The following is a 24,131-nucleotide window of genomic DNA, read 5'->3' as shown; positions in this document are numbered from 1 at the left end:
CGAGCGGCGACAGAGGATCGCTGGTGCCGGCGTACCCCAGCCCGACTCGACCCGGTCTCGAGCATCGGCGGCCAGCGTGATGTCGGGACGTTCGACGCCACCGACCGGAAGCAGAGGAACGAGATGATCTCAGCGGATCCGTCCGAGCTGGATGACACCCGTCGAGAGCCGCTGGACCTCGACGGCTTCCGAGCCGCCATGGCGTCCTTCCCCACCGGTGTCACCATCGTGACGACCCAGGGCCCCGAGAACACCCCGTACGGCTTCACTGCGAACTCGTTCTGTTCGGTCTCCCTGGAACCGCCCATGATCCTCGTCTGCCTGTCCCGCACGGCCCGGTCGTTCCCGGTCTTCCAGGGCTGTAAGCAGTTCGCGGTCAGCATCCTGCAGGCGCACCACACCGAGCTGGCCCGCCGGTTCGCCAGCAAGCGCGGGGACAAGTTCGCCCAGGGTCGGTTCGTCCGGACCGCCAACGGGTTGACCGTGGTCGACGGAGCGGTGGCGGTGATCGAGTGCGACCTGCACCAGCAGCACGAGGCCGGCGACCACGTCATCCTGGTCGGCCTGGTGCACTCGGTGCGGATGGCGGCGACCCGGAGCCCGGCGCTCTACGTCGACCGCGCCTTCGGCGCCGTCGGTCCGGTGCCGGCCGGCTGATGGGCGGCACCGGCCGGCAGCGGTCGGTCGGAACACCTGCCACCGAAGGGGGCCGGGCCCGCGGGCCCGGCCCCCTTCGTCGTCTACCGTCAGTCCTCGCCCACACCGGAGAGCCGCAGCGCCCGGGCGGCGAGCCGGAGCAGCTCCAGCCGGCCGTCGGTGCCGGTCGCCGCGGCCGACACCATCACCCCGAGCGTGGTCACCCCGGCCTCCGCGTACTCCCGCATCCGGGCGGCCACCCGGTCGACCGGTCCGACCAGCGCGGTCGCGCAGACGAAGTCGAGCGGCACAGCGGCGGCCGCGCCGGCGCGGTCACCGCCGCGGACCAGCTCGTGGACCTTCTCCACGGCACCGTCGAACCCCATTTGCCGGGCCAGGGAGACGTAGAAGTTCCGCTCCGGGTCGCCGATGCCGAGCAGGTACGCGTACTGACCTCGGACCAGGTCCACCGCTGCGGCGGTGTCGTCCATGATGGCCGTCGGCAGGCAGGGCATCGCCTCGAAGCCGTCCAGGGTGCGGCCGACGACCGCCCGGCCCTCGCGCAGGTGCGCGACGGCGCGGGCGGCCAGCTCGGGTGAGGTGAAGACGCCGATCCACCCGTCGGCGATCTCGCCGGCCAGCCGCAGGTTGCGTGGACCGACCGCGGCGAGGTAGATCGGCAGGTCCGGGCGGACCGGCTCGGTCAGCACGTGCAGCGGGGCGCTCCCGGCCCCGTCCCGGGGCAGCCGGAAGTGCCGCCCCTCGTACCGCACCGGCCCGCCGCGCAGAGCGGCCCGGACGATCTCCACGTACTCACGGGTCCGTTGCAGCGGATGGTCGAACGCGACCCCGTACCACCCGTCGGAGACCTCGGGGTTGGACACCCCGAGGCCCAGCCGGAACCGGCCACCGCTGACGGCGTCGAGGGTCGCCGCGGTCAACGCGGCCAGGCCCGGGGTACGGGCGGGGATCTGCATCACCCCCGACGCGAGGCCGATCCGCTCGGTGCGCCCCGCCACCAGGCCCAGCACGCTCGCGGCGTCGGAGCGGTACCCCTCGGGGGCGAGGGCGATCGCGTAGCCCAGTTCCTCGGCGGCCCGGGCGAGCAGCGCGGCGTCCTGGTAGACCAGATTGACGGCCAGCTTCATCGGCGTCTCCTTCCGGCGTCTTCAGATGAGGTGTGCTCCGCCGTCCACCAGCACGACCTGCCCGGTCATGTAGCTCGCGGCGACGACGCCGGCCACCGCCTCGGCGACGTCCGCCGGGACGCCGACGCGACGCAGCGGGGTGCTCAGCCGCACCTTCTCGGCGATCTCGGTGAACGACGCCGTCCACGGCGTCTCGATCAGTCCCGGGGCGACCGCGTTCACCCGGACCTGCGGGCCGGCCACGTTCGCCAGCAGGCGGGTGAGGTGCTCCACGGCGGCCTTGCTGACCGCGTACGGGATCGAACTGCCGGCGGGCCGGCTGCCGGCCACGGACGAGATGTTGACGACGCACCCCGCGCCGGAGGCGCTCAGGTGCGGCATCGCCGCCACGGTGGTCTGCCAGGTGCCGATGACGTTGAGGTCGAGGATCTCCCGCCAGACCTCCGGCGTCACCGCGGCCAGGTCGTGGTGCGGGATGAACCGGGTCCGGCCCGCGTTGTTGACCAGGATGTCCAGCCGGCCGTACGTCTCGACCGTCGTGTCGATCAGGCGGGCGGCCTGGACCGGGTCGGCGACGTCGGCGGCGACGTACCGCGCCTCGGGCAGCGCGGCGGCGAGTTCCTCGCCCGCCTCCCGGGAGCGGACCGAATTGATCACCACCCGGACCCCCTCGCCGGCCAGCCGGCGGGCGACCGCCGCGCCGATGCCGGACGACGACCCGGTCACCACCGCGACACGTTTGTCTGCCATGTCGTGCTCTCCTTCGCTTTCCCTGACTGACCGCGGCGGTGCGGGCGCCGGATCACCCGGCACCCGCACCGCCCGAGCACCGCTGTGAGGTCAGCCGATGGTGGTGCTGCTGAACACGACCGGCGTGGCCGGGTTGCAGTCGAAGGGCCGCTGCACGCCCTCCAGGTCGGTGCGGACCCAGCTCCAGGACGGGTCGGTCAGACTCGTGCCACCGGTGGCCGTCTGCGCCACCCCACTCGGACCGGACAGCAGGTAGACCGTCACGGTGGGCAGGTCGAACGGCACGTTGGCAGGTAGCGGCCCGGCCACCGTCACGGTCAGGGTCCGCGCCGCGTAGTCGACCTTCACCTGCGGCGGGGTCGAACCGAGGTTGAGCCCGCCGGAGAGCTGGTGCCAGACGTACCAGGCGTTCGCCGGCAGCCGGTACCTGACCGTGACGTTGCGGACGTCCAGGTTGAACTTCGGGTCCGGCGTCCACTGCTGCGGGTCGAGCGTCACGCTGAACGACCGGTACGCGGCGACCCGCTCGGGTGCGGTGGAGGTGAAAGTCAGACTGAACGGCACGGTCGTCGAGCCGCCGGGGAAGGTGACGTAGCAGCTGTAGTTGACCGGCGTCGCGGTGGTGACGCCGGGCGTGGCCGTGGCCGTCGCACTCCGGCCGGTGTCGGCGCCGGCCGTGCCGGGCACCGCCGCGAGTCCCACGACGGCGAGCGCCGCGGCGGCGAGCAGGCGACGGCTCCAGGTCATACCAGTGGTCATCATCGTCCTTTCCTAGTAGGCACCCGGACGGGACCGGCGTGGTCCGTCGGGTGGCAGGAGAACCGTGCCAACCCCGGATCGAGCTTCGCTCGACGCAACGTCCACATCGCCCGGCGGCGGTCAGGTCCGGGCGGTGACCTCGGCGGCCGGGATGCTGCGCTGGAGGGTGTAGGCGACCATCTCCGGCCCCTGCACCCCCGGCATGCCGGCCAGCGCCTGGCGCAACGCCCCGGCGCGGGGATTGCTCTTGAAGGACTCGCGGTACGCCTCCTCGCTGGTCCACTGCGCGTAGTTGACGAGCCGGGTGCCGTCGACGCTGAAGTGGTAGTTGGCCGAGATGAACCCGGGGCAGTGGCGGACCCACGCCTCGACGTCGCGGACCAGGAGGTCGAGAAGCTGGCGCTGGGTCTCCGGACCGTCAGTGCGCAGCGTGACGATGGCGATGAAGCCGGCCTCGGGCCGGTCGGTGTCGACCATGGTACGTCCCTCCTCGGACGGGTGTGCGGAGTCAGGCCCGGTGCCGGGCCTGTGCGGCGTACGCCGCGGCGGCGGGTTCGAACTGGAGCACGACGTGGCTGGCGGCGGCGTTGACGTCCCGCCAGGCCCGCTGCAGGCCGTTACCGTCGGCCTGGGCCCGGGTGCCGGCGGCACGGAAGAGCCGGTCCACGGCGGAGACCAGCAGGTCGACCGCGAGTGCGCAGTCGCGGCTGTTGCGGGCGACCTCCAACGGGGTGACCGCGCCGCCGTCGGCGACCGCGGCGACCCGGTCGAGAAGTAGTCGGGCGGCGTCGATCTCGCCGGCGCTGCGGGCCAGGGTGCCGTCGTACGTCGGGCCGCCACTGATGCCGTTCGCCGGGCTGGTCCGCACCTTCTCGGCGATCCACGACGTCCAGAGCTTGAGTGCGCCGTCGGCCGCCCCCAGCACGGGCACCGCGAACGCCAGGCCGTTGGCGGCCTTGAGCGGCACCCGGTGGCAGGGCGCGTCCGCGTCGGCGGCCCGACCCTGCGCCACCGCCTCCCGGGTGAAGGACCGTCGCGCCGGCACGACGACGTCGTCCAGCACGAGAGTGTTGCTTCCGGTCGCCCGCATCCCCACGTTGAACCAGGTGTCCACGGTGGTGTACGAGTCGCGGGGGACGGCGAAGAACCGGGCCTCGGGCCGACCGTCGGTCTGCGCCATGGCACAGACCAGGGCCCACTCGGAATATTCCACCGCGCTGACGAACGGCCACCGCCCGCTCACCCGCCAGCCTCCCGGCACCGGCCTGGCCTCACCGAGCGGCATCAGCGCGCCGACGATCAGTGGGTCCGGGCCGTTCCGCCACAGCTCCTCCTGACCGGAGGCGGGCAGATACGCCGCCATCCGGCCGAGACTCGCGGTCAGCGACGCGTACCAGGCGGTGGAGGCGCAGCTCTCACCGATCGCCGCGACACCGCGGGTCACCTCGGCGAAGGTGCCCGCGATGCCACCCCACCGCGACGGTACGAAGTGGCGGGCGAAGCCGGCCTCGATGACGGCCCGGACCACCTCGGGATGCAGTTGCCGGTCGGCTTCCGCCTCGCCGGCCCGCTTGCCGGCCAGATCGGCGACCTGGTCGGCAGCCTCCAGCAGACCGCTCTGGTTGGACATCTGTTCGCGCACCTCTGTGCCTCCTCGAACCACGGACGGCTGGCATCGCCGGTCACGTTCTCAGGAGGTGCTCGAGGACAACTCGACGTCAGCTCGGCCCGAGCCCCGACGAGGTGCGCGCCGGGTCACGAGGCGACCCGGACGTGGGCCCGGGCGCCGACCGGCCCGCCGGGGCGCCGCCCCGGTGCGGGCAACTGCCCGACGTTGAGCAGCTCGAACTGCATCTGCTGGATCTCCGGCGTGGGCAGCACCCCGAGTTCCTCGTCGAGGATGCGCCGCAGGTCGTGGTACGCCTGCAACGCCTCGGCCCGCCGACCGGAGCGGTTGAGCGCGGTGATGAGCTGGGCGTGGAACCACTCGTTGAGCGGGTACGCACTGACCAGGGCGCGCAGCTCCGGGATGAGCTCGCGGTAGCGACCGAGCCGCTGCTCGGCCTCCATCCGCAGCTCGATGGCCCTGATCTTGAGTTCCTCGAGGTGGGTGATCTGTCCCCGCAGGACCGCGCCGGCGGTGATGTTCGCCAGCGCGGCGCCGCCCCACAGGTCGAGCGCCTCACGCAGCACCCGGGACGCCTCCTCCAGCCGGCCGTCGTCGAGCAGGCTCCGCCCCTGCTTGGTGAGCCGGACGAAGACCGCGGCGTCGACCTCGTCCTCGGCGACGTCGATGAGGTAGCCGGGCGGCCGGGTGACGAGCAGCGTACGGCCCTGGGGCACCAGCTCCTGTCGGGCGAAGATGCGGCGGGCGTGGTAGACGTACGTCTGCAGCGTGGTGACCGCGCTGCGGGGCGGGGCGTCCGCCCACAACTCCTCGACGAGCGAGCTCACGCTGACGATCTCGTTGGGTCGGATGAGCAGCAGGGCCAGCACCTGGCACACCTTCGGTGTGCTCAATGTGCAGGCCTTTCCGCGGTCTGCGACGATTTCCAGTGGACCGAGCAGTTTGAAACGCACTGTTCCCCCGAACTGACCCGTTGTTCACTGACGGTTCATGCGGACATCCGTCGCGTCTGAGCAGATAGCCAACCGTTGGCTCCGACGCCCCCGAGCAGTTGCATCAACCGCTCTACACAATGACGGCGGACTATCAGACTACGGACGATCCGTTGTTGCCGGGCACTAATTGAAGCCCTGGCCGAGCATACTCGGCCACCCACCGACCCGAAAGGCAGTGAGATAGGCCACTCCCGGCGTGCAATGGCCGCTGAGCTGGGGAAACGTAACTTTGAGGGGCACCACCTGGTCGACGCATCACACTATCCGACAGAAGTTGCAGTTAGAGCGACCGGTAATAGGCAGGTGTCTGGGTGGACGTGACCCCGGAGTAACAAGCAGGTACCCGCATTTCCGGATCTTGGACCTATTGCCGGTCGCTCTTATTTTCGTCCGCACCCGGACGTCGCACCGGTCATCGTGTTCGCAAATTCATCGGCGTGAAACATTTTCCGCCGAAACGGGGGCACGATGAACGAATGACTGCGAGGGTGGTGGGAACGGAGCCCGTTCCCACCACCCTCGCGATGCGCCTGATCAGGCCCAGCAGTCCGGGAGCCGCCCACCGTTGAAATCCACCATTTCCGCGAAAACGGATGAGACGTCCAGGGGACGGCCGGGTTCGCCGCCGCGCAGTTCGTCGTACGCCCGGTGCAGGTTTCCCACCATCCGCTCGGGGTCGAGCAGATCGGCGAACTCCCCCGGACCGGTGTCCCGGGCCACCTCCAACGCCGTGAGCCCGGCGGCGAACCCGGCGGCCGCCACCTCCTGGATCCAGCGCAGGTACGCCTCGGTCCGGTCGAACACCTCCGGCCCGGCGACCGGGCCGTGCCCGCAGACCACCGTCACCGGCTCGAGCCGGCGCAGCCGCGCCACCGCCCGGAGCGCCCCCGCGATCGACCCCATCAGGTTGAAGGGCGTGCATCCGGCCAGCACCACGTCACCGGCGAACAGCAACCGCTCCTCGGGCAACCAGGCGACGACATCGTTGGTGGTGTGCGCCGGACCCACGTGGATGAGTTCCACCCGCCGGTCGCCCAGGTGCACCGTGACGGCCTCCCGGAACGTGAGGTGGGGCAGGACGACCCGGACGTCACCCCAGGCCACGTCCGGCCAAAGGCCGGTCAGGGCCGTGCCGGTGGCCGCCATCTCCGTTCGGGCCTGCTCGTGGGCGACGATCGTCGTGGTGGGGCCGAAGGCGAAGTTGCCGAACGTGTGGTCCCCGTGGTGGTGGGTGTTGACCAGGATGCGGCCGGGGCCGGTGCCGAGTCGGTCGACGGTCTCCCGCAGCCGTACCGCCCGCGCCTCGGTGGCCACCGTGTCCACCACCAGCACCCCGTCGCCGCCGACCAGGATCCCCGCGTTGTTGAGACACCACCCACCATTGGGCTGGGTGTAGGCGTGAACGCCGTCGGCGACCTCCACCAGCCGGGCCGCCGACGCCGGCGGGCGGACCGTCCGGGACGAGGCGCTCACCGGGCGGAGGCTCCGGTCGTCCGCCCCGCTCTGCGGGCTGCGGCGAACTCGCCGGCCCGGGCGAGGGTGACGCCGCTGTTGCCGCCCAGCGCCGAGCGGACGTACGCCCTCGCGTCGGCCAGACTGGTCCCGGCGGCGAGCGTTTCGGCCACGGCGTGCGGGTTCATCGCCACGGTGTGCCGGGCGGTCACCACGGCGTTGCCGGACCGCTCAGTGAACGACCAGGTGCCGCTGTGCCCGAGCAACAGCTTCGGGGGCACCAGCTGCTTGTAGGCGACCAGCTCCGGTGCCCGGCACACCCGGACCGAGCGGGTGGTGTGCGCGGCTCCCTCCGCCGTGACCGTCTCCATCTCGAGGGTCTGGACGCCGGGCACCTCCTCGGTCAGCGCCGCCCGCCGCACGTGGGGCAGCCGCTCCGCCCAGCGATCCGCCCGGTCGACGAACTCGTAGGCGTCGGAGACCGCGCCCGGGATCTCAACGGTGTCCTCGAACGAGAACACCACGTCCTCGATCGGCTCACCCAGTTCGGCGATCCGGGTCAGCGCCCCCAGCTCAGCGGGGCTGTTGCGGTGCAGGGCCGCACGTATCCACGCGACCGCCTCGGGATCATCGTCGACCCCGGTGAAGTGGTGTCGCAGCACCACCTCCGTCCGCTCGTCGGGCAGCGGCCGGAACAGCCACTCACCGCCCATCGACGCCACCGGTGGCTGACTGCGTTCCTGCTCGAACCGGATCCGGCCCGCGTCGGGCTCCAGCACCCGGCGCGACGTCCACGTCTTCACCTCCCCGTTGACCAGCGCCCAGAGCTGGAACCGCTCCTGCCGCCCCTGATGGCCGAGGTGCTCCACGTACACGGTCGGCCCGAACACCGCCGGCCAGCGACGGACGTCGGCCACCAGCTCGTAGGCGAGGTCGGGGGGGCCGGGGACGACAGCGGTGTGCTCGGTGGTGTATGTCTGCGGACCGCTCATGGTTGGGCAACTCCCGTTCCATCAGTGGGGTGAGTGGACCGACCGGCGGCCGATCCGCGGCAGCTCAGACGCCGGCGGCCGCCTTGTTCACCGCGTCGAGCACGGCACCCGGCGTGGCCAGATCCAGAACCTCGTCGTCCGGGAGGCGCACGCCGAACCGCTGTTCGATCCGCGCGGCCGTCTCCATGAGAGCGAGCGAGTCGTAGCCGAGGTCCTCGAACGGGACGTCGGCGATGTCGCCGGCGACGGCGGTCGAGTCGTCCTCGCCGGCGCATTCGACCAGGATCCGGCGCAGGTCGTCGAGGGTCATGACGGACATTGGTTTCTCCTCATCGGTCACGGTGTCACTCGTCGTGCACGTGCGGGTCAGGCGCGGGCGGAGCCCGCGCCGTCGGCGACCGCCCGCAGGACCATCGCCGCGTTGAAGCCCCAGCGGCCCCGGGCCAGGACCAGGGCGACGGAGACCGAACGGTTCCGGGGCTCCCCGAGCACCAGGTCGATGCCATGGTCGGCCGGTACGTCGGCCGTGTGCCAGGTCGGCGGGACCACCCCGTCGCGGATCGAAAGCAGGGCGGCGACGACGTCCAGCGGTCCCCCGCCGGAGTAGAGCCGACCGGTCAGCGTCTTCGGCGCGGTGACGGGCACCCCATTCGGGCCGAAGATCTCCCGGAACGCATCGGCCTCGGCCCGGTCCAGTTCGGGCACCCCCGACGCGTCGGCGAACACCACGTCGACGTCCCCGGGTCGCAGGCGGGCGTCGTCGAGCGCGAGTTCCACGGCCCGCCGCAACCCGGGCGGCCGGTCGCTGCCCTCGGGCGGGTCGAAGGTGGCGGCGTATCCGGCGATCTCCCCGTACACCTGCGGCGCCCGCCGCCGGGCGACGGCGTCGGCGCGCTCGACGACCAGGATCGCGCCGCCCTCCCCCGGCAGGTAGCCGCTGGCGGCCGTGTCGAAGGGCAGGTACGCCCGGTCCCGGTCGCCCACCGCGCTGACCCGGCCGCTGGACAGGTGCGACAGCCAGCCCCACGGATCGAAGGAGGAGTCGACGCCGCCGCTGACCACCAGGGCCGTGCCACGCCGGGCGGTACGCCGGGCGTGCCCGAGGGCGTCCAGGCCACCCGCCTGCTCGGCGACCAGCACCGCGCCCGGCCCGCGCATCCCGTGCCGGATGGAGATTTGGCCGGTGTTGACCGCGTAGAACCAGGCGAACGACTCGTAGACGCTGACGAACTGCGGCCCCTGGGACCACAGCTTGCGGAACTCGCCGTGGGTGAACTGGAAGCCACCCGAGGCGTTCGAGGTGATCACGCCCATGTCGTAGTCGGTCATCGCGGCCTGGTTGACGGCCGCATCCCGCAGCGCCCAGTCGGCGGCGACGAGGGCCAGCCGGGTGGACACGTCGGTCTGCGGTAGCAGCCGGTTCGGCAGGTGCTCGGCCGCGTCGAAGTCGAGGATCTGCCCGGCGAGGCGCGCCGGGTAACCGGTGGAGTCGAACCGGGTCAGCGGCGCGATGCCGCTGCGGCCCTCCAACGTGGAAGACCAGAACTCCTTGACACCGAGGCCGTTCGGGGCCACCACCCCGATACCGGTGACGTAGACGGGCTCGCTCATGCCGCCGCCCCCACCGACCGCAGCACCATCGCGCTCTGGAAGCCGCCGAAGCCGCTGCCGACGCTAAGGACGGTGTCCAGCCGCTGCTCCCGGGCGGTGATCGGCACGTAGTCGAGGTCGCACTCCGGGTCGGGTGTCCGCAGATTGGCGGTGGGTGGCACCACGCCGTGCTCGATCGCCAGCGCGCAGGCGGCGATCTCGATCGAGCCGATCGCCCCCAGCGAGTGACCCACCATGGACTTGATGGAGCTGACCGGCACCCGGTACGCGTGGTCGCCGAGGCTGCGCTTGAACGCCGCGGTCTCGTGCCGGTCGTTCTGCTGGGTGCCCGAGCCGTGGGCGTTGACGTAGTCCACCGCCGTCGGGTCCACCCGGGAATCGTCGAGCGCCGACCGGATCGCCTCGGCCATCTCCCGGCCGTCGCGCTTCAACCCGGTCATGTGGTACGCGTTGCAGCGGGTGGCGTAGCCGGTGATCTCGGCGTAGACGTGCGCGCCGCGACGTCGCGCGTGCTCGTACTCCTCCACCACGAACATCGCCGCCCCCTCGGCGAGGACGAACCCGTTGCGGGTGCCGTCGAACGGCCGGGACGCCTGCTCGGGCTCGTCGTTGTGCGTCGTGGTGGCCTTGATCGCGTCGAAGCAGGCCACCACGATCGGGGTGATCGGCGTGTCGGCCGCGCCGGTGAGCGCCACGTCGAGCGTGCCCTCTCGGATCAGGTCACTGGCGTAGCTGACCGCGTCGAGACCGGAGGTGCAGCCGTCCGAGACCATGGTGACCGGCCCCTCGGCGCCGACCGTCCAGGCCACCTCCGCCGGCATCACGCTGGGAATGAGGTAGTCGAACATGTGGGGCGACAGATAGTCCTGATCGACCAGCCACCGGCGCCCGCTGTCGGAGAGCACCAGGTACTCCCGCTCCAGGCTGGTCGCCGCGGCGACGGCACTGCCCAGGCTGACCCCGATCCGGTGCGGGTCGGTCGCCGCCAGGTCGAGACCGCTGTCCTCCACGGCCTCCCGCGCACAGACCACGGCGAACTGACTGGCCCGGTCCATGCGACGGATCTGGCGGGGACTGAGCCCTTCCAGTTCCGGGTCGAAGTCGCACTCGCCCGCGACCCGGGACCGGAACGGGGAGGCGTCGAAGTACGAGATGGTGCGGGTGGCCGTACGGCCCGAGGAGAGCAGATCCCAGAACTCCTTGGTGCCGCGCCCACCGGGAGCGCGGACGCCGATACCGGTGATGACCACGCGGCGGCTCATGAGCGGGCTCCCGGGGCGATCCGCTCGACCCGGGGCAGGGCGACCGGGCCTGGAGTCGGCGGGCGGACTGAGCGATTCATCACCGGTGCGTTCCCTTCGCCGGACGTGCACGGACGACGGCCGCCGGGGTTGCCGCCCGGCGACGCAGACAGCCTCGGCAATGGCGCTCGAACCACGCTCGAAGCTCGATGGGTCCGCGGCCCGGATCGCCCCCGCCAACGCTCGGACGGAGCTCGTTGGTCAGTGCCGCCAGAGCGACGGCGACCTCCTGAAGACTCGCCCGGACATACGTAATGGTGGTGCCAGCATCGCTACCGCTCTCGGAGTGCCCGGCGTACGCGCGTGCCACGGCGTAGCCGAAGTTCCGCTCGACCCACGTCAGCGTCGTGTGCCGCAGCCAGTGGGTGCTGATCTGTTGCCCGTACACCACGGCAGGTGCTCACCGATGCGCACCCACAGGTGGTCGTAGCGCCGGTAGGTGATCGGCTGCCCGTTGCGGTAACGCAGCAGCTGCCCCGTTCCGGTCGCCTGGCGCTCCTCGGCATGCTGCTGCAGATGCCTCATCAGCGTCGGTGACACCGGGTGCCACCGCACCGTGTCGCCCTTCCCGTAGCAGGATCAGGCACTGGTCCGGGTCCAGGTCGACCGGCCGCAGAGCCAGCGCACCGCCCCGGCGGCACGCCGTTTCGGTGTGCAGCCGCAGAAGCAGGCTGTCCAGCGCGGGGTCGTCGCCCGTGCTGGCAGCGACGGCGTTGATCTCCGCCAGCCTGCTGTCGGCAACGGCTCGTCTGGTGCTGGGCAGGCGCCGCGGCTTGGCTACCTTGAGCGCCGGATTGTCCGCCGCGCTGACGTACCCGTCAGCAACCGCCCGCTTGTACAGGCACCGCAGCGCGGCGATCAGGTGCTCCGCGGCGCTGCGTCCGCCGCGAGCGTTGCGCCGGGCCACGACGTGCGTCTTGGTGTACTCGGCGAGCTGCTCGATCTCCGACGGCGTCGGCTCGTTGAGCCGACGCTGTCCCCACTGCTCCAGGATCCGTTTCCAGTACGAGCCGTACGCGCGCCGGGTACCGTCGCTGACCGCCGCCGATACCACCGGCACGTACTCGGCGAACGTCGGCGCCGGTGGACGGTCCGACACCGCCTCGACGAGGTCGGCCGGAGAGATGCCCATCCGCGCCAGCAGCAGCCGCACGGCATCCAGCTCCGCCCGACCCACGGTGGTGTCGCTCATGCCTGACCACCCCCCCCAACGCCTCGGCGTGCGCCGCGACGACCATCGCGTCCAGGGCGGCAGGAGGGTGCACCACGAGCAGGCCGTCAGCGGGGTTGGCGGCCAGGAACACGCGGTCGCCGGCGGTGAGCCCGCACCAGTGTCGGACGGCCGCCGGCAGACGCAGATGGCCTTGGCCGCTGACGGTGAAGACGCCCTGCCGGTCCAGCCGGACGACGATGACTCCGGCGCCCTCGCGGATGTGCAGGCGCGTGCCCGGCACCCAGCCGAGGGCGCGGATGAGCGTGCGGTCGGCGACCCTGCCGCTGTTGTCGATGGCAGCCAGGCCGTACACCATCGTGCCGCCGCGTGGCGACGGCAACACCGGCAGCGGCAACGGCGGACGGCGAGGCGCTCCACCACGGGGGCGACGGGACGCCTGCCCCCGGTCGGCCAGCATCACCGACCGGCGGGATGACAGGAACCACAGAACGATCAGCCACGACAACCGCCCCCGATCGAGACAGGGTCGATCGGGGGAGTCGCCGCGCTGGGATTTACGTGGTCAAGCGTGCTTGACCACCAGTACGCGAAACACAGCATGGATGCTGCAAATTGGTGTCCGAGGATCGACACGAACCGATACCCATCTCGGGTTGCGTGTTGTTGGCGCCATCCCGATCGGTTGACGATCCCCATCCGGACTGTACGGGTCCCGACAGTCAACGGGGATCCGTCCAGTACACCGTCGGGGGCTGGCCAGAAGTTTGGGCCAGCCCCCGACCCTTAATCAGGTCATCTGGATTCGAACCGACGACCCCTTGACCCCCAGTTTGACAACGATTTTGTCACGCCATGTCGGAACAGCTCGATACGTCCGCATACCAGGACAGAACAGGATCCGGTTGTGATGCCTCCTGCCGGTGCATGCCGACCACTCCCTTACCGGGAAGAGCGGTCCGTTACCGTCCTCGTTACGCCGGGTGGTCAAGAGCGGCGCTGACATCCTGTCCGTCGCCCTGTCACTCAGCGGCATCTCCTGCTGCGCCCCGTTGGGGGCTGTCTCGCTAACGGCACCTCTCTGTGTCAAGGCGTTGGCAACAGAGAGGTCTCCAACTTGTTGAATCGGCAGCGGAGACCAGGGTCTGCAGCCATGATCTCCGAGGTTGTGGCCGGGGTCGCTCGGGAAACACCTGCCGCCCACGGGCTGGCCCTCGAACGGCCTGCGCCCCGACCACGACCGCCGGCGAGAGTGGCTCGAGAGAGGTCTGTTTAGCCCGAAGTTGGTCTGCCCTCCTCGCCGGGTCCCCCTTCCCCCGGCCCCGAGGAGACCTTCGTGCCCTCCGCCCTGCCGTCAGCCCGACAAGAGACGGAGGGGCGGCAAGGGGCTGGCAGACCTCGTCGATGCCGGCGGCCCGTTCAACGCCGCCCGGATCCGTGTGTACCACTCGGACCGGACTCGCTTGGGCGTTGCTCGATGCGGCCGATGCGCTGGCCGACGAGAAGCTCGCCGACCGGGCCGTCAATCTGGCTCGGCAGGTCCCGACGAGCTGGGAAAACCCCGACATCGCGCACGGGTTGGCCGGCGCCGGCCTCACCAGTCTCCACTTCTGGCGGCGAACCGGCGACGACGGGTTCGCCGATCGGGTACGGGCCTGCGCCGACGAGTTGGCACACAGAGTCACGTACGACGACGGCGGTCCCCGCTGGTCCATCCCGGCAACCTTCGACTCGCGGCTGGCCGGAGTCACCCACCTCGGCTTCGCGCATGGCAGCGCCGGGATCGCCTACTTCCTGCTGGTGGCCGGCAGGTACGCGGGGCGGTCGGACTGGACCGAGCTGGCCGTACGGACCGGACGGCACCTGCTGACCCGCCGGGTGTCGGAGAACGGGGCCGCGCTGTGGCCCTCGACCGTGGACGACCCGATCGACCCGATGGAGCACTGGTGTAGCGGCGGTTCCGGAATCGGCACCTTGCTGGTACGGCTCTGGCAGGCTACCGGCGAACGGTCCTTCCTGGACGTGGCACTCGACGCCGCCACCGCCGTGTACCGGCGGCGTTGGCATCCGGCACCTGTGCAGTGCCACGGGCTCGCCGGCAACGGCGAGTTCCTGCTGGACCTCGCCGACGCCACGGGCAACCCGTCGCTCCGACGTTGGGCCGAGGAACTGGCGTGGATCGGATATCTGCGCGGCGCCAGCATCAACGGCCGGCTGGTGCTGCCGGACGAAACCATGACCGGCTTCGGCTGCGAGTACGGCACAGGGATGAGCGGCTTCCTCGGCTTCCTGCTCCGATTGCGGTACCGGTCGTCGCGACAGTGGATGGTCGACGATCCGGGCCCGACGGACGCAATGCGGCATGCGGCCTGACCCGCCGGTGCGGCTGACCGATCCGGTCCGCGCCCGGCCCCGGGGGCCACCGGCGGCGACCGCCACGACCCGCACCGCGGGGGCGAACCCGGTCCACCGATGGGTCGATACCGGTCCCCCACCCTCCACGCGACGATCGATCAGAGGAGCCGACATGGACACCGACATCAACCTCCTGCAACAACTGCCCGAGCTCGAGGTGACCGCCCCAGGCGCGCACGCCGCGGCGTCCTGCGGGCTGACCTGTCCGGTGTGGACGAGCGACTCACTGCCGAGCCTCTGCTGCACGGACTGACCAACCTGCACGAGGGTGGTCCGGCGCCGTCCGGCGCCGGACCACCGCCGGCACACCGTGCCGACACGGTCCTGCACGAAGGCAGCCCGACCGGGTCGGGGGCGCCCCAGGCAGCATCGGCCGGGGATCGCCCACACAGGACAAACGATGTGTCAAGGATGAAAAGGGCTTAGAGCCCTTTTCATCCGAGGACTGCCCGAAACTACCCGTGATGATACGCTCATGCTTGAGCACGATACGTGACGGCGCCCTGTGGATTGATCAACCTGGAGGTAAGTCTGTGTCGTGGATCAACGGCGTCCTGGACACCCTGTCCGACCTTCCGACGCCGGTGGTACTCCTGGCCGCCGCCGCGTTCAGCACCGCCGAGTCGGGGCTGGGCGTCGGAATCGTCGTCCCCGGGGAGACCGTCGTACTGGTGCTGGGAGCCGCGATGGACAGCCCGGTCGCCCTCGTCTCCCTCTTCCTGGTCGTGGGCGTGGCGAACTCCGCTGGCGACCACATCGGCTACCTCCTCGGCCGCCGATACGGCCAACGCCTGCGCGACATCTATCCCGGCCGCCTGATCAGCCCCGCGAACTGGGACCGTGCGATGGAGGCGCTGCAACGCTACGGCGCGTGGGCGGTGTTCCTGACCCGTCTGCTGCCCATCGTCCGCACACTCACCCCGGCCACCGCCGGGATGGCCAAGGTGCCCTATCCGCGTTTCCTTCCCGCGTCGCTGGCCGGGGCCTACATGTGGTCGGCACTCTACGTGTTCGCCGGCGCGCTGGCCGGCGCCTCCGTGGAACGCATCGAGACGGTCATCGGCAACACCGGCACGGTGATCCTGGTGGTCCTGGTCGTCCTCGCGCTCGTGGTGTTCACCCGGCGACGCCGACGGGCCGAGGCGGTGGCATCATCCACCGCGCCGCTCGTTCGGCGGTCTGCGGTACCCGCGCACGGCGACGAGAGCAGCGCAGACTGCGAGCCCCAGACTGGTGGCGAGCGCAGCTAGCACGGTCCCCCCAGCGCTCCAGCCGAGCGCGAGGTGACGGGCGGCCTCGACGGCGTAGGTGACCGGGTTGAATGCGGCGACCAGTTGCAGCCAGCCTGGCAACGCATCCAGGGGCACGAAGGCGCTGGAGGCGAACATCAGGGGGAAGGTCACCAGAAACCCGACGCTGGACAGCACCTCGATGCTGCGCAGCCAGGTCGCCAGGGCGATGAAGACCCACATCAGCGACCAGGACATGAGCAGTGCCAGCACGACCGCGGCACCCAGGCCGGCCAGACCGCCGGTCGGCTCGAACCGCAGCACCACCCACCCGCACGCCAGCAGAGTCAGCAACTGGCCCAGCACCCGGACCAGGTCCGTGAGCGAGCGGGCAACGAGAACCAGGGGCGGACTGACCGGCAGGAACCTGAACCGGGCCACCATCCCGGACTCCATCTCCCGGACCAGCCCCAGCCCCGCCCCCTGGGCCGAGCCGATACCAGTGGTCACGAGCAGCGCCGGGATCAGGTAGTCGACGTAGCGGACGCCCCCGGGGAAGCTCGCCGGGTCCGCCATGCTCCCGAAGACCTGGCTGAAGAGCATCAACATGATGATCGGTTGCAGGACGGTGAACAGGGCGATGCGCCGGTCGCCATACACCACCGCGAGTTGACGTGCGGTCAACACCCGCAACTGGGTGAACGCGCCGGTGCCGCGCCACGAGGCGGGATCCGCCCCGACCTCGGCCGCGTCACCCGAGCGAGCAAGAGTCCTCATCCTGGTCCTCCTCAACGGCCCCGTAGCGGCTGGGGCGGGGCGGGGCGATCGGGCCGGCTCAGCGCCGCCCGGTCGGTACCGCGTCACCGGTCGCCGCAGGCCGGGTCAGGGCGAGATACACGTCGTCGAGCGTCGGTTCGGTGAGGTCGAGGCGGGACACGGCGACACCCTCCACGGTCAACACCCCGACGATCGCGGCGAGGTCGGCGAAGCCGTCCGCCGGGACGATGACCATCCGCCCCGACGCGTCCAGCGCTGGCTCGAACCCGCCCCGACGGAGCCCCTCCAGTACCGGCGCGGTCGGTGTCTCGCCGGCCAGCGTGACGTGGATGGAACGCCGACCGGTGGTGGCCTTGAGGTCGGCCGCCGTTCCCGAGGCCACCGTCCGGCCCGACTCGAGCACCACGATCCGGTCGGCCAGCCGGTCGGCCTCGTCCAGGTACTGCGTGGTGAGCAGGACGCTGGTCCCCTCCACTACGAGATCCCTGACCATGTCCCAGAGAGCCATGCGGCTCACCGGGTCCAGCCCGGTCGTCGGCTCGTCCAAGAAGAGCAGTGCGGGCCGGGCGATCAACGCGATAGCCAGGTCGAGCCGACGCCGCATTCCGCCGGAGTAGGTACGGACCGCCCGGCCAGCGGCGCCGGTCAGCCCGAACACCTCGATCAACTGCCCGGCCCGGCTCCTGGCCTGGCGGGCGCTCGCGCCGAGCAGCCGCGCCACCAGGACCAGGTTGGCCGTCCCGGTGAGCTGCTCGTCCACGGTGGCGAACTGTCCCGTAACGCCGATCCGGCGGCGTACCTCGACCGGTTGGCGCACCACGTCGTAGCCCGCCACCTCGGCGGTACCCGCGGTCGGCGGGGTCAAGGTGGCGAGAACGTGGATCAGGGTGGTCTTCCCCGCCCCGTTGTGTCCGAGCAGCCCGAGTACCGAACCGGCTGGTACCTCAAGGTCCACCCCGTCCAGGGCCCGGGTCGCACCGAAGGTCTTGACCAGGCCGGTCGTCCTGATCACGGTCTCTGGGGTCGACGCGTCGCTCACTCGGGCTCCTCACGCTGGCGAGTCGGGGACACCCCGGTCCAGCCGGCGAGTTCGGCCTCCCGCAGCCGCTCCGTGGTCTTCAGTTCCACCCGGCGCATCGTCCAGCGCAGCGTCGGCGGCGCCATGATCGATGTGGACAGGCCGACCAGCACGATGATGGTGTACATCGCCGTGTTCAACAGCCCCAGCCGCAGGCCGACCATCGCGACCACGATCTCCACCGCGCCGCGCGCGTTCAGACCCGCGCCCAGCGCAAGGCCCTCCCAGTGGCCCAGCCGGCTGATCCGGGCGCCCAGATAGGCACCGGCGACCTTGCCGAGGATCGCGACCGCGAGGATGGCCAGGCCGGCGAGCAGCACCACCGGCTCGGCCAGCGCGGTCAGGTCGATCTTCAGTCCGGCACTCGCCAGGAAGATCGGTGCGAGGACCGCCAGCACCACGGTACGCAGCGGAGCCAGCCGGACCGGATCTCCGGCACCCGGCGCTCCGATCAGCACCCCGGCGAGGAACGCGCCGAGCACGGCCTCCAGTCCCAGCGCGTGGCTGGCCGCCGCGGAGAGGATGACCAGTACGGCGGCGGTGGCCGACGAGACGCCCGGTTCGGCCGATCGGTTCGCGAGTCGCATGGCGCCCCGGACCAGCGGTCGCCCCAGAACGGCGGCGAAGACCACGAATCCCATCAGGTACAGGACGGAGAGCGCGACCTGGCCCCACACCAACCCCGTCACCGCCATGGTAGAGACCACCGACAGCAGGAGCCAGGCGACCGCGTCATCCACGGCGGCCACCGCGAGCGTGAGTTGACCGACGTCGCGGTGCAGCAGCTTCATGTCGCTCAGCGTCTTGGCGATCACGGGGATGGCGGTGACACTCATGGCCACGCCGAGGAACAGGGCCATCGTCAGTCGGTCGACCCCGTCCATCAGCATCGAACCTGGCAGCAGGTAACCCACGAGGAGACCGAGTGTCAGCGGTATCGACAGCGTGGTCAGCCCCAGCCAGGCGATGGTCTGGCCGCGTCTTCCGATGACCTTCAGATCCAGGTGGGCGCCGGCGACACCGACCAGCAACAGAAGGCCGAGTTGGCTCACCGCGTCGAGCAGGTGTGCCTGGGTCGGATCGGGCGGCAGCAGCCATCCGGCCAGCCCGGGCACCGCCCAGCCCAGCAACGAGGGACCGAGGATGACGCCGGTCATCAGCTCACCGACGACCGAGGGCAGGCCGACACGCTCCGCGAGCCGGCCAAGACAGAGTGCGGAGGGCGCTGCCGCGGCGACCGTCGACCGTCTCGACGCGGACGTCCGCTGCTACGCGGGCGTCCGCCCGAATCCGGTCCTCGCCCAGGTGCGCGAGGCGGTCGCGCTGGCCCGGGACCACCGTCCCGACGCGGTGGTGGGCATCGGCGGTGGCAGCGCGATGGACGTCGCCAAGTGCGTCGCGGTGCTGGCCAACTGCGACGGGGACCCGGAGGGCTACCTGCTCGATCCCGGCACCGTGCCGGCGGACCGAAGCACGCTGCTGGTCCAGGTGCCGACGATCGCTGGCTCCGGCAGTGAACTGACGAGCTTCGCCACTGTCTACCTCGGCTACCGCAAGCTCTCCCTCGACCACCCGAGCGCCCGGGCCGACCACGTCCTGATCGATCCGGACCTCGCGACGACGGTGCCGGTGCCGATGGCGGCGGCGAGTGCCCTGGACGCGCTGGCGCAGGCGGTTGAGTCGGCGTGGGCGGTCGCGGCCACGCCCGCCTCCCGGGCCCTGGCGGTGCGGGCGGTCGAGACGCTCGCCCCGGTCATCGCCGCCGTGACGAGCGGTGGCCGCTTCGCGGATCCCGGGCTGCGGACCGAGCTGGCCCGGGGCGCCGCGCTCGCGGGCGCGGCGATCAACACCTCGCGCACCACCGCGGCCCACGCGCTGTCCTACGCGCTCACCGCGCGGCACGGCATCGTCCACGGGACCGCGGTCGGGCTGCACCTACGGTGGCTGATCGGCTTCAACGCGGCCGCGACGGAGGCCGACACCCGCCATCCAGACGGTGCGGCCGCTGTGCGGCAGCTCGTCGACGACCTCCAGCGGATCTGCGTCGACGCCGCCGGCACGCCGCTGGAGGACCTCGTCGACCGCCTGCTCGTGATGCACGGCCTGCGGGACTTCCGGATGCCGCACTGCGACTGGCGAAACTCGCTCGCCTCCGGCCGGGCGGAGAACAATCCCCGCCTGCTGAGCCCCGACGACGTGGTGGCCGGCGCCGCCCGGGCCGCGACGAGGAGAACCGCGACGGTGATCGCCCGCGGGTAGGCCGGAGCCCGACGATCAGAGGAGACGTGAGTGGAGATGCGGAAGCTGTTGCCGGGGCAGAAGTGCGAGGTCTGGACCGCCGCACCCACCGGCGCGGACCCCGTCCTGCGGTTCGAGACGACCCGCTGCCGGCTGGAGGCGCCCAACTGGGTGGCCGCCGGGGACGCGCTGCTCCTCAATGGTGACGGCCTGCTGTGGCAGCTGGACCTGTCCCCGGCGGCGCGGTTGAACCGGATCGACGTCACCGGGGTCCCGCAGCTCAACAACGACCACGCCCTCGACCCGGACGGCGACCACATCTACCTGTCCGGGTACGACCGGCAGATATACCGGGCACCGGTGCGCGGCGGGGCGGCCACGCTCATCACGCGCGGCGCCGGAGCCGGGGTGCACCACTACCTGCACGGCGTGCACCCGCGCGGCGACCGGCTCGCGTTCGTCGGGCTGGAACCGGGACCCGGGCGGGCCCGGGGGGACGTCTTCACGATGTCGGTCGACGGCGGCGACTACCGCCGGCTGACCACCGGGCCGGGGCACTCCGACGGGTGCGAGTACTCGCCGGACGGTGAGTGGATCTACTTCAACACCGAGCTGTTCGACGGCCACGCCCAGATCGCGCGCATGCGCCCCGACGGCGGCGGACTGGAACGACTGACGTTCGACGACAACGTCAACTGGTTTCCGCACCTTTCGCCCGACGGTCGGTGGGCGGCCTACCTGGCGTTCGCTCCGGGCACGGAGGGTCATCCCTCGAACGTCCGGGTCGAGGTGCGGGTGGTTCCGGTGAACGACTGGTCCTCGGCCGTCACCGTGGCCCGCGTCCTCGGCGGTCAGGGCACGCTGAACAGCCCCGGCTGGGCGCCGGACAGCTCGGCCTTCGCCTACGTCGCCTACCCCCGTGAAAAGCCGGGGTAGCATCGACGCAAGTCATTACATTCGCGCATATTCATTGTACTGTGGTGCTATGTCTGCATTGTCGCAAGAAGGAAATCCGTCCCCCCCGGTCACGACCTACTTCGACGGAGGCGCGGCTCTCTACGACCGGTCCCGGCCCACGTACCCGGACAAGCTCGTCAGGCGGATCGTCGAGGCCGCGCCCGGCCGCGACGTCCTCGACGTCGGCTGCGGCAGCGGGATCGAGGCCCGGCAGTTCCAGGCAGCCGGGTGCACGGTGCTCGGCGTCGATCCCGACGGGCCAATGGCGGATCACGCGCGCAGCACCGGTGTCCCGGTCGAGGTCGGGAAGTTCGAGACCTGGGAGCCGGCAGGCCGGATGTTCGACGCGGTCGTCGCCGGGACGGCCTGGCACTGGGTGGACCCGATAGCCGGCGCGACGCAGGCCGCCCGCGCGTTGCGGCCCGGTGGCCTGCTCGCGCCGTTCCACCACGCCTCCCTGACCCCGCACGAACTGGCGGACGCCGCCGGCATGGCGCTTCCGGGCTGGACGACCCGTTCCGCGCCGGCATACCGGCGGTCGGCGCCTGGGTCACCGTTCGACGCCGCCGGCCGGCGACGGAGCGCGATGGACCTCTACCAGCCGATGTTCGACACGATCGCCGACGGGATCCGGCGGACCGGGTGCTTCGACGAGCCCGAGCAGTGGCGGTTCGACTGGGAACGGACGTACTCGCGGGACGAGTGGCTGACACTGCTCCCCACGCAGGGTTCGCTCGCCAAACTCCCACCGGACGACCTGGCCCGGGTGCTCGACGAGGTCGGCGCCGTGATCGACCGGATGGGCGGCAGCTTCAGCCTGCCCTACGCCACCGTGGCGGTGACCGCGGTGCGCCGGAACGGCGGCTGAGCCCGTACCCGCGACGCGGTGGGCGCCGCGGGCCCTGGTGGCGAAGGCTGTCCTTTAAGAGGGCGATCGTCTCGTTGGACGCCGGGTTACCAGAGAGCAGGACGGCGTACCGGGCAACGCTACCGTTCGGGGCCTTGACCGGAGGCAGCACTTCACCAACCCCGGCGAGCTCGGCGGAAGCGGTTCGGAACTCCGTCAGTTGGCTCGGCGTCAACTCGGCGCCGTTCGTGCTACGGAGATATGCCTGGGTCGGGTTCAGGGCGCCCGGCGGGAAGCCCCGCTCCAGGTCCTTCGCCGCCTGGGCGGATTCGGTGCTGCTGGGGAATCCGGCCGTGAAGTCGTAATCCGCCTTGAAGTTGACCACTCCGGCCGCCAGCGCGAGGAGGATCAGCGCCGAGCACACGGCGGCCGGCAGCGGTCTGCGGCCGACCGCGGCGCCGATGCGCGGAAACAGACCCCTCGGCGGGCGACGCCACGTTTTCGACGGCCAGAACACCATCGGGCCGATGAGGCTGACCACAGCCGGAATCAGCGTGAGGGCGGTGACAAGCATGACGAACACGGCGATCGCCAGTGCCAGCCCGAGCGAGTTGAAAACCCCGAACTGGGCCAGAACCAGCACCAGGAACGCGACGATCACCGCCGCCGCGGCGGATGTGATCACCTCACCGATGCGTTCCACCGCGTTGACCATCGCGGTCCTCCTGTCCTCGCCCGCACGGAGCCGTTCCCGGTAGCGGAACAGCAGGAACAGCAGGTAGTCCGTCCCGATTCCGTACAGCACGATCAGCAGCAGTGTCTGCACGCTCTGGTCGACGTTGAAGTCAAAGATCTTCCCGGTCAGGGCGACCAGCCTCGAGGACACCTCCATGACCGCGCCGATGACGATGATCGGCAGCACTGCCGCGATCGGACTACGGAAAATGACGAGAATCAGCGCGATGATCAACAAGAAGGTCGCGATGCCGACCGCGGCCAGCGCACGCTTGAACGTCTTGTCGTTGTCCAGGGCCTGCGCGGCGGTGCCGGCCACGCCCGCCGACAGGCCGGTGCCGGACAGCCTGGCCCCGATCACATTGCGGATACCCGTGACCGCCTTCAGCTGGCTCTCGCTGTCCTGCGACTCCGCTGTGATAGGCACGTTGATGAGCTGGACCGACCGGTTGGGCGCGATCGCCTCTGGCCCGGTGCTCGCGGTACCGGTGTGGGCGACGTTCGCCATCGCGAGGGCGGACGCGAGCGCGGCCACCTGTCCCTCGTCGGCTTCGGTCAACGGGGCATGATCGGTGCGTTGTACGACGACAACGGCAGTCGACCCCGTCTTCTGACCGAACGCGGCAGCGGACAGGTGTGCGGCCTCTACCGACTCGTACTCGGCCGGCAGAAAGCTCCCCTGGTCGGCGCTGGTGATGTCGGCGAGGCTGGGTAGCAACCCAATGATGAGCGCCGCGGCCGTCAGCCATCCCCCGATGACCCACCAGGCTCGGCGCACTACGAGCCTTCCCCACTTAGCAAACATGCCCAGGCTCCCTAGGACGTCCGTTGATGACCGCCACACATGCCGCGCCGGCTGCTGGCCGGGCTGCTGCCGTCCGCCCGGCAAGCGAATGACACCCGCTTCGCGCTGCCCACTCAGGGGCCACCACTCAGACGGGTGCGTGGAGCCAGCCACGACCGACAAACCGGGTCACCGACGTGCCCGATCCGACCGTGACTCGGCCTCGATGCCGAACTCAATATACACGGTGTATCTGGAAACACCGTGATACCCAAGAGTGCGCGTCGAAGCTGCCGGCACCGCCCTCTCCGCTCGACACCCCGGGGCCGAGTTCGGATGTGAGGGGCGTAGCTGCTAGTGTTCTGTCTCGCAAATAGCTAGCCGTTTTAGTAGACTTCGGACGTGACACGCGCTGCTGCACCACTGATGCTCGAACCCGGCCAGCGGGAACTGCTGGAGTCTCTTGCCAAGTCGCGTACGGCCGAGCATCGGCTGGTGCAGCGGGCGCGGGTGCTGCTGCACGCCGCGGACGGGATGGCCAACGCCGAGATCGGGGCCCTGGCTGGGGTGACCCGGATGACGGTGCGAGCGTGGCGGTCGGAGTTCGCTGAGCGTGGGCTTGCCGATCT

Annotated in this window: 23 protein-coding genes and 1 pseudogene; 8 read left to right on the top strand and 16 right to left on the bottom strand. The window is 70.8% G+C overall.

All coding sequences use genetic code 11. The features are described 5' to 3' along the window. Nucleotides 1-123 precede the first annotated feature (123 nt). Entirely contained in the window at nucleotides 124-657 is a 534-nt protein-coding gene (locus tag C569_RS0123055) for a flavin reductase family protein (RefSeq protein WP_018788109.1), read from the top strand. A gap of 89 nt (nucleotides 658-746) precedes the next feature. Here C569_RS0123055 and C569_RS0123050 read toward each other — a convergent pair whose 3' ends face one another. The 12 genes from C569_RS0123050 to C569_RS32580 form a co-directional block, all read right to left on the bottom strand. Continuing rightward, nucleotides 747-1,784, bottom strand: coding sequence for an LLM class flavin-dependent oxidoreductase (locus C569_RS0123050; RefSeq protein ID WP_018788108.1), 1,038 nt, complete (start codon nucleotides 1,782-1,784; stop codon nucleotides 747-749). A gap of 21 nt (nucleotides 1,785-1,805) precedes the next feature. After that, nucleotides 1,806-2,534: an SDR family NAD(P)-dependent oxidoreductase gene (locus tag C569_RS0123045; RefSeq protein ID WP_018788107.1), complete on the bottom strand. Its 729-nt coding sequence runs from the start codon at nucleotides 2,532-2,534 to the stop codon at nucleotides 1,806-1,808. Between the two features lie 90 nt (nucleotides 2,535-2,624). Beyond that, a complete protein-coding gene (locus tag C569_RS31800; protein ID WP_155945596.1) occupies nucleotides 2,625-3,293 on the bottom strand; it encodes a hypothetical protein in 669 nt (222 codons plus the stop codon). Nucleotides 3,294-3,413: 120 nt separating this feature from the next. After that, nucleotides 3,414-3,770 (bottom strand): putative quinol monooxygenase, encoded by a 357-nt coding sequence (locus C569_RS30870; RefSeq protein ID WP_018788105.1) that lies wholly within the window; start codon nucleotides 3,768-3,770, stop codon nucleotides 3,414-3,416. Between the two features lie 31 nt (nucleotides 3,771-3,801). Beyond that, complete coding sequence (locus tag C569_RS0123030) at nucleotides 3,802-4,935, bottom strand: hypothetical protein (RefSeq protein ID WP_018788104.1); 1,134 nt, start codon at nucleotides 4,933-4,935, stop codon at nucleotides 3,802-3,804. Nucleotides 4,936-5,048: 113 nt separating this feature from the next. After that, a complete protein-coding gene (locus C569_RS30865) occupies nucleotides 5,049-5,813 on the bottom strand; it encodes an AfsR/SARP family transcriptional regulator (protein ID WP_196806763.1) in 765 nt (254 codons plus the stop codon). A 636-nt stretch (nucleotides 5,814-6,449) separates the two neighbouring features. Next, on the bottom strand, nucleotides 6,450-7,388 hold the full coding sequence (locus C569_RS0123020) for an MBL fold metallo-hydrolase (RefSeq protein WP_018788102.1): 939 nt from the start codon (nucleotides 7,386-7,388) through the stop codon (nucleotides 6,450-6,452). After that, nucleotides 7,385-8,359 (bottom strand): aromatase/cyclase, encoded by a 975-nt coding sequence (locus C569_RS30860; RefSeq protein ID WP_018788101.1) that lies wholly within the window; start codon nucleotides 8,357-8,359, stop codon nucleotides 7,385-7,387. The genes C569_RS0123020 and C569_RS30860 overlap by 4 nt, the downstream gene beginning before the upstream one ends. A gap of 64 nt (nucleotides 8,360-8,423) precedes the next feature. Next, on the bottom strand, nucleotides 8,424-8,678 hold the full coding sequence (locus tag C569_RS0123010; RefSeq protein WP_018788100.1) for an acyl carrier protein: 255 nt from the start codon (nucleotides 8,676-8,678) through the stop codon (nucleotides 8,424-8,426). Between the two features lie 47 nt (nucleotides 8,679-8,725). Further along, a complete protein-coding gene (locus C569_RS0123005) occupies nucleotides 8,726-9,970 on the bottom strand; it encodes a ketosynthase chain-length factor (protein ID WP_018788099.1) in 1,245 nt (414 codons plus the stop codon). Further along, the gene (locus C569_RS0123000) at nucleotides 9,967-11,232 is read right to left on the bottom strand and encodes a beta-ketoacyl synthase (protein WP_018788098.1); all 1,266 of its coding nucleotides are present in this window, start codon (nucleotides 11,230-11,232) and stop codon (nucleotides 9,967-9,969) included. The genes C569_RS0123005 and C569_RS0123000 overlap by 4 nt, the downstream gene beginning before the upstream one ends. Before the next feature lie 439 nt (nucleotides 11,233-11,671). Further along, nucleotides 11,672-12,463 carry a site-specific integrase gene (locus C569_RS32580; protein ID WP_231394872.1) on the bottom strand — a complete coding sequence of 264 codons (792 nt, stop codon included), beginning with the start codon at nucleotides 12,461-12,463 and terminating at the stop codon, nucleotides 11,672-11,674. A gap of 1,383 nt (nucleotides 12,464-13,846) precedes the next feature. On the opposite strand from C569_RS32580, the gene C569_RS0122985 reads away from it, so the two are divergent. The 3 genes from C569_RS0122985 (at nucleotide 13,847) to C569_RS0122975 (ending at nucleotide 16,107) form a co-directional block, all read left to right on the top strand. Then, complete coding sequence (locus C569_RS0122985; protein WP_081636006.1) at nucleotides 13,847-14,815, top strand: lanthionine synthetase LanC family protein; 969 nt, start codon at nucleotides 13,847-13,849, stop codon at nucleotides 14,813-14,815. 154 nt (nucleotides 14,816-14,969) lie between these two features. Beyond that, the gene (locus C569_RS33350; protein ID WP_018788095.1) at nucleotides 14,970-15,110 is read left to right on the top strand and encodes a hypothetical protein; all 141 of its coding nucleotides are present in this window, start codon (nucleotides 14,970-14,972) and stop codon (nucleotides 15,108-15,110) included. Between the two features lie 280 nt (nucleotides 15,111-15,390). Further along, complete coding sequence (locus tag C569_RS0122975) at nucleotides 15,391-16,107, top strand: DedA family protein (RefSeq protein ID WP_018788094.1); 717 nt, start codon at nucleotides 15,391-15,393, stop codon at nucleotides 16,105-16,107. Here the strand turns inward: C569_RS0122975 and C569_RS0122970 are convergent. The 3 genes and pseudogenes from C569_RS0122970 to C569_RS30850 form a co-directional block, all read right to left on the bottom strand. Then, the gene (locus C569_RS0122970; protein ID WP_018788093.1) at nucleotides 16,009-16,863 is read right to left on the bottom strand and encodes an ABC transporter permease; all 855 of its coding nucleotides are present in this window, start codon (nucleotides 16,861-16,863) and stop codon (nucleotides 16,009-16,011) included. The genes C569_RS0122975 and C569_RS0122970 overlap by 99 nt on opposite strands. 58 nt (nucleotides 16,864-16,921) lie before the next feature. After that, nucleotides 16,922-17,902: an ATP-binding cassette domain-containing protein gene (locus tag C569_RS0122965; RefSeq protein WP_018788092.1), complete on the bottom strand. Its 981-nt coding sequence runs from the start codon at nucleotides 17,900-17,902 to the stop codon at nucleotides 16,922-16,924. Continuing rightward, nucleotides 17,899-19,146 (bottom strand): annotated as a pseudogene (locus tag C569_RS30850) (cation:proton antiporter); the annotation flags it as partial. The pseudogene C569_RS30850 and the gene C569_RS0122965, both read right to left, overlap by 4 nt. Here C569_RS30850 and C569_RS30845 point away from each other — a divergent pair. The 3 genes from C569_RS30845 to C569_RS0122945 are packed head-to-tail and all read left to right on the top strand — an operon-like array spanning nucleotide 19,085 to nucleotide 22,004. Beyond that, a complete protein-coding gene (locus C569_RS30845; protein WP_018788090.1) occupies nucleotides 19,085-20,200 on the top strand; it encodes an iron-containing alcohol dehydrogenase in 1,116 nt (371 codons plus the stop codon). The pseudogene C569_RS30850 and the gene C569_RS30845 overlap by 62 nt on opposite strands. 36 nt (nucleotides 20,201-20,236) lie before the next feature. Beyond that, nucleotides 20,237-21,115, top strand: a complete 879-nt coding sequence (locus C569_RS0122950; protein WP_036346691.1) for a PD40 domain-containing protein — start codon at nucleotides 20,237-20,239, stop codon at nucleotides 21,113-21,115. Nucleotides 21,116-21,164: 49 nt separating this feature from the next. Then, complete coding sequence (locus tag C569_RS0122945; protein WP_036346679.1) at nucleotides 21,165-22,004, top strand: bifunctional 2-polyprenyl-6-hydroxyphenol methylase/3-demethylubiquinol 3-O-methyltransferase UbiG; 840 nt, start codon at nucleotides 21,165-21,167, stop codon at nucleotides 22,002-22,004. Here the strand turns inward: C569_RS0122945 and C569_RS30840 are convergent. Further along, a complete protein-coding gene (locus C569_RS30840; protein WP_051090524.1) occupies nucleotides 21,949-23,523 on the bottom strand; it encodes an MMPL family transporter in 1,575 nt (524 codons plus the stop codon). The genes C569_RS0122945 and C569_RS30840 overlap by 56 nt on opposite strands. Nucleotides 23,524-23,904: 381 nt before the next feature. Between C569_RS30840 and C569_RS0122935 the strand changes: the two genes are divergently transcribed. Further along, the coding region (locus C569_RS0122935; protein WP_026268540.1) for a helix-turn-helix domain-containing protein at nucleotides 23,905-24,131 on the top strand (227 nt) is incomplete at its 3' end.

Source organism: Micromonospora sp. CNB394 (genome assembly GCF_000374985.1).
In the GTDB taxonomy this organism is placed as follows: Bacteria; Actinomycetota; Actinomycetes; order Mycobacteriales; family Micromonosporaceae; genus Micromonospora; species Micromonospora marina.
The sequence above is the reverse complement of the archived record's forward strand: the minus strand, read 5'-3'. Positions and strand labels throughout refer to the sequence as shown.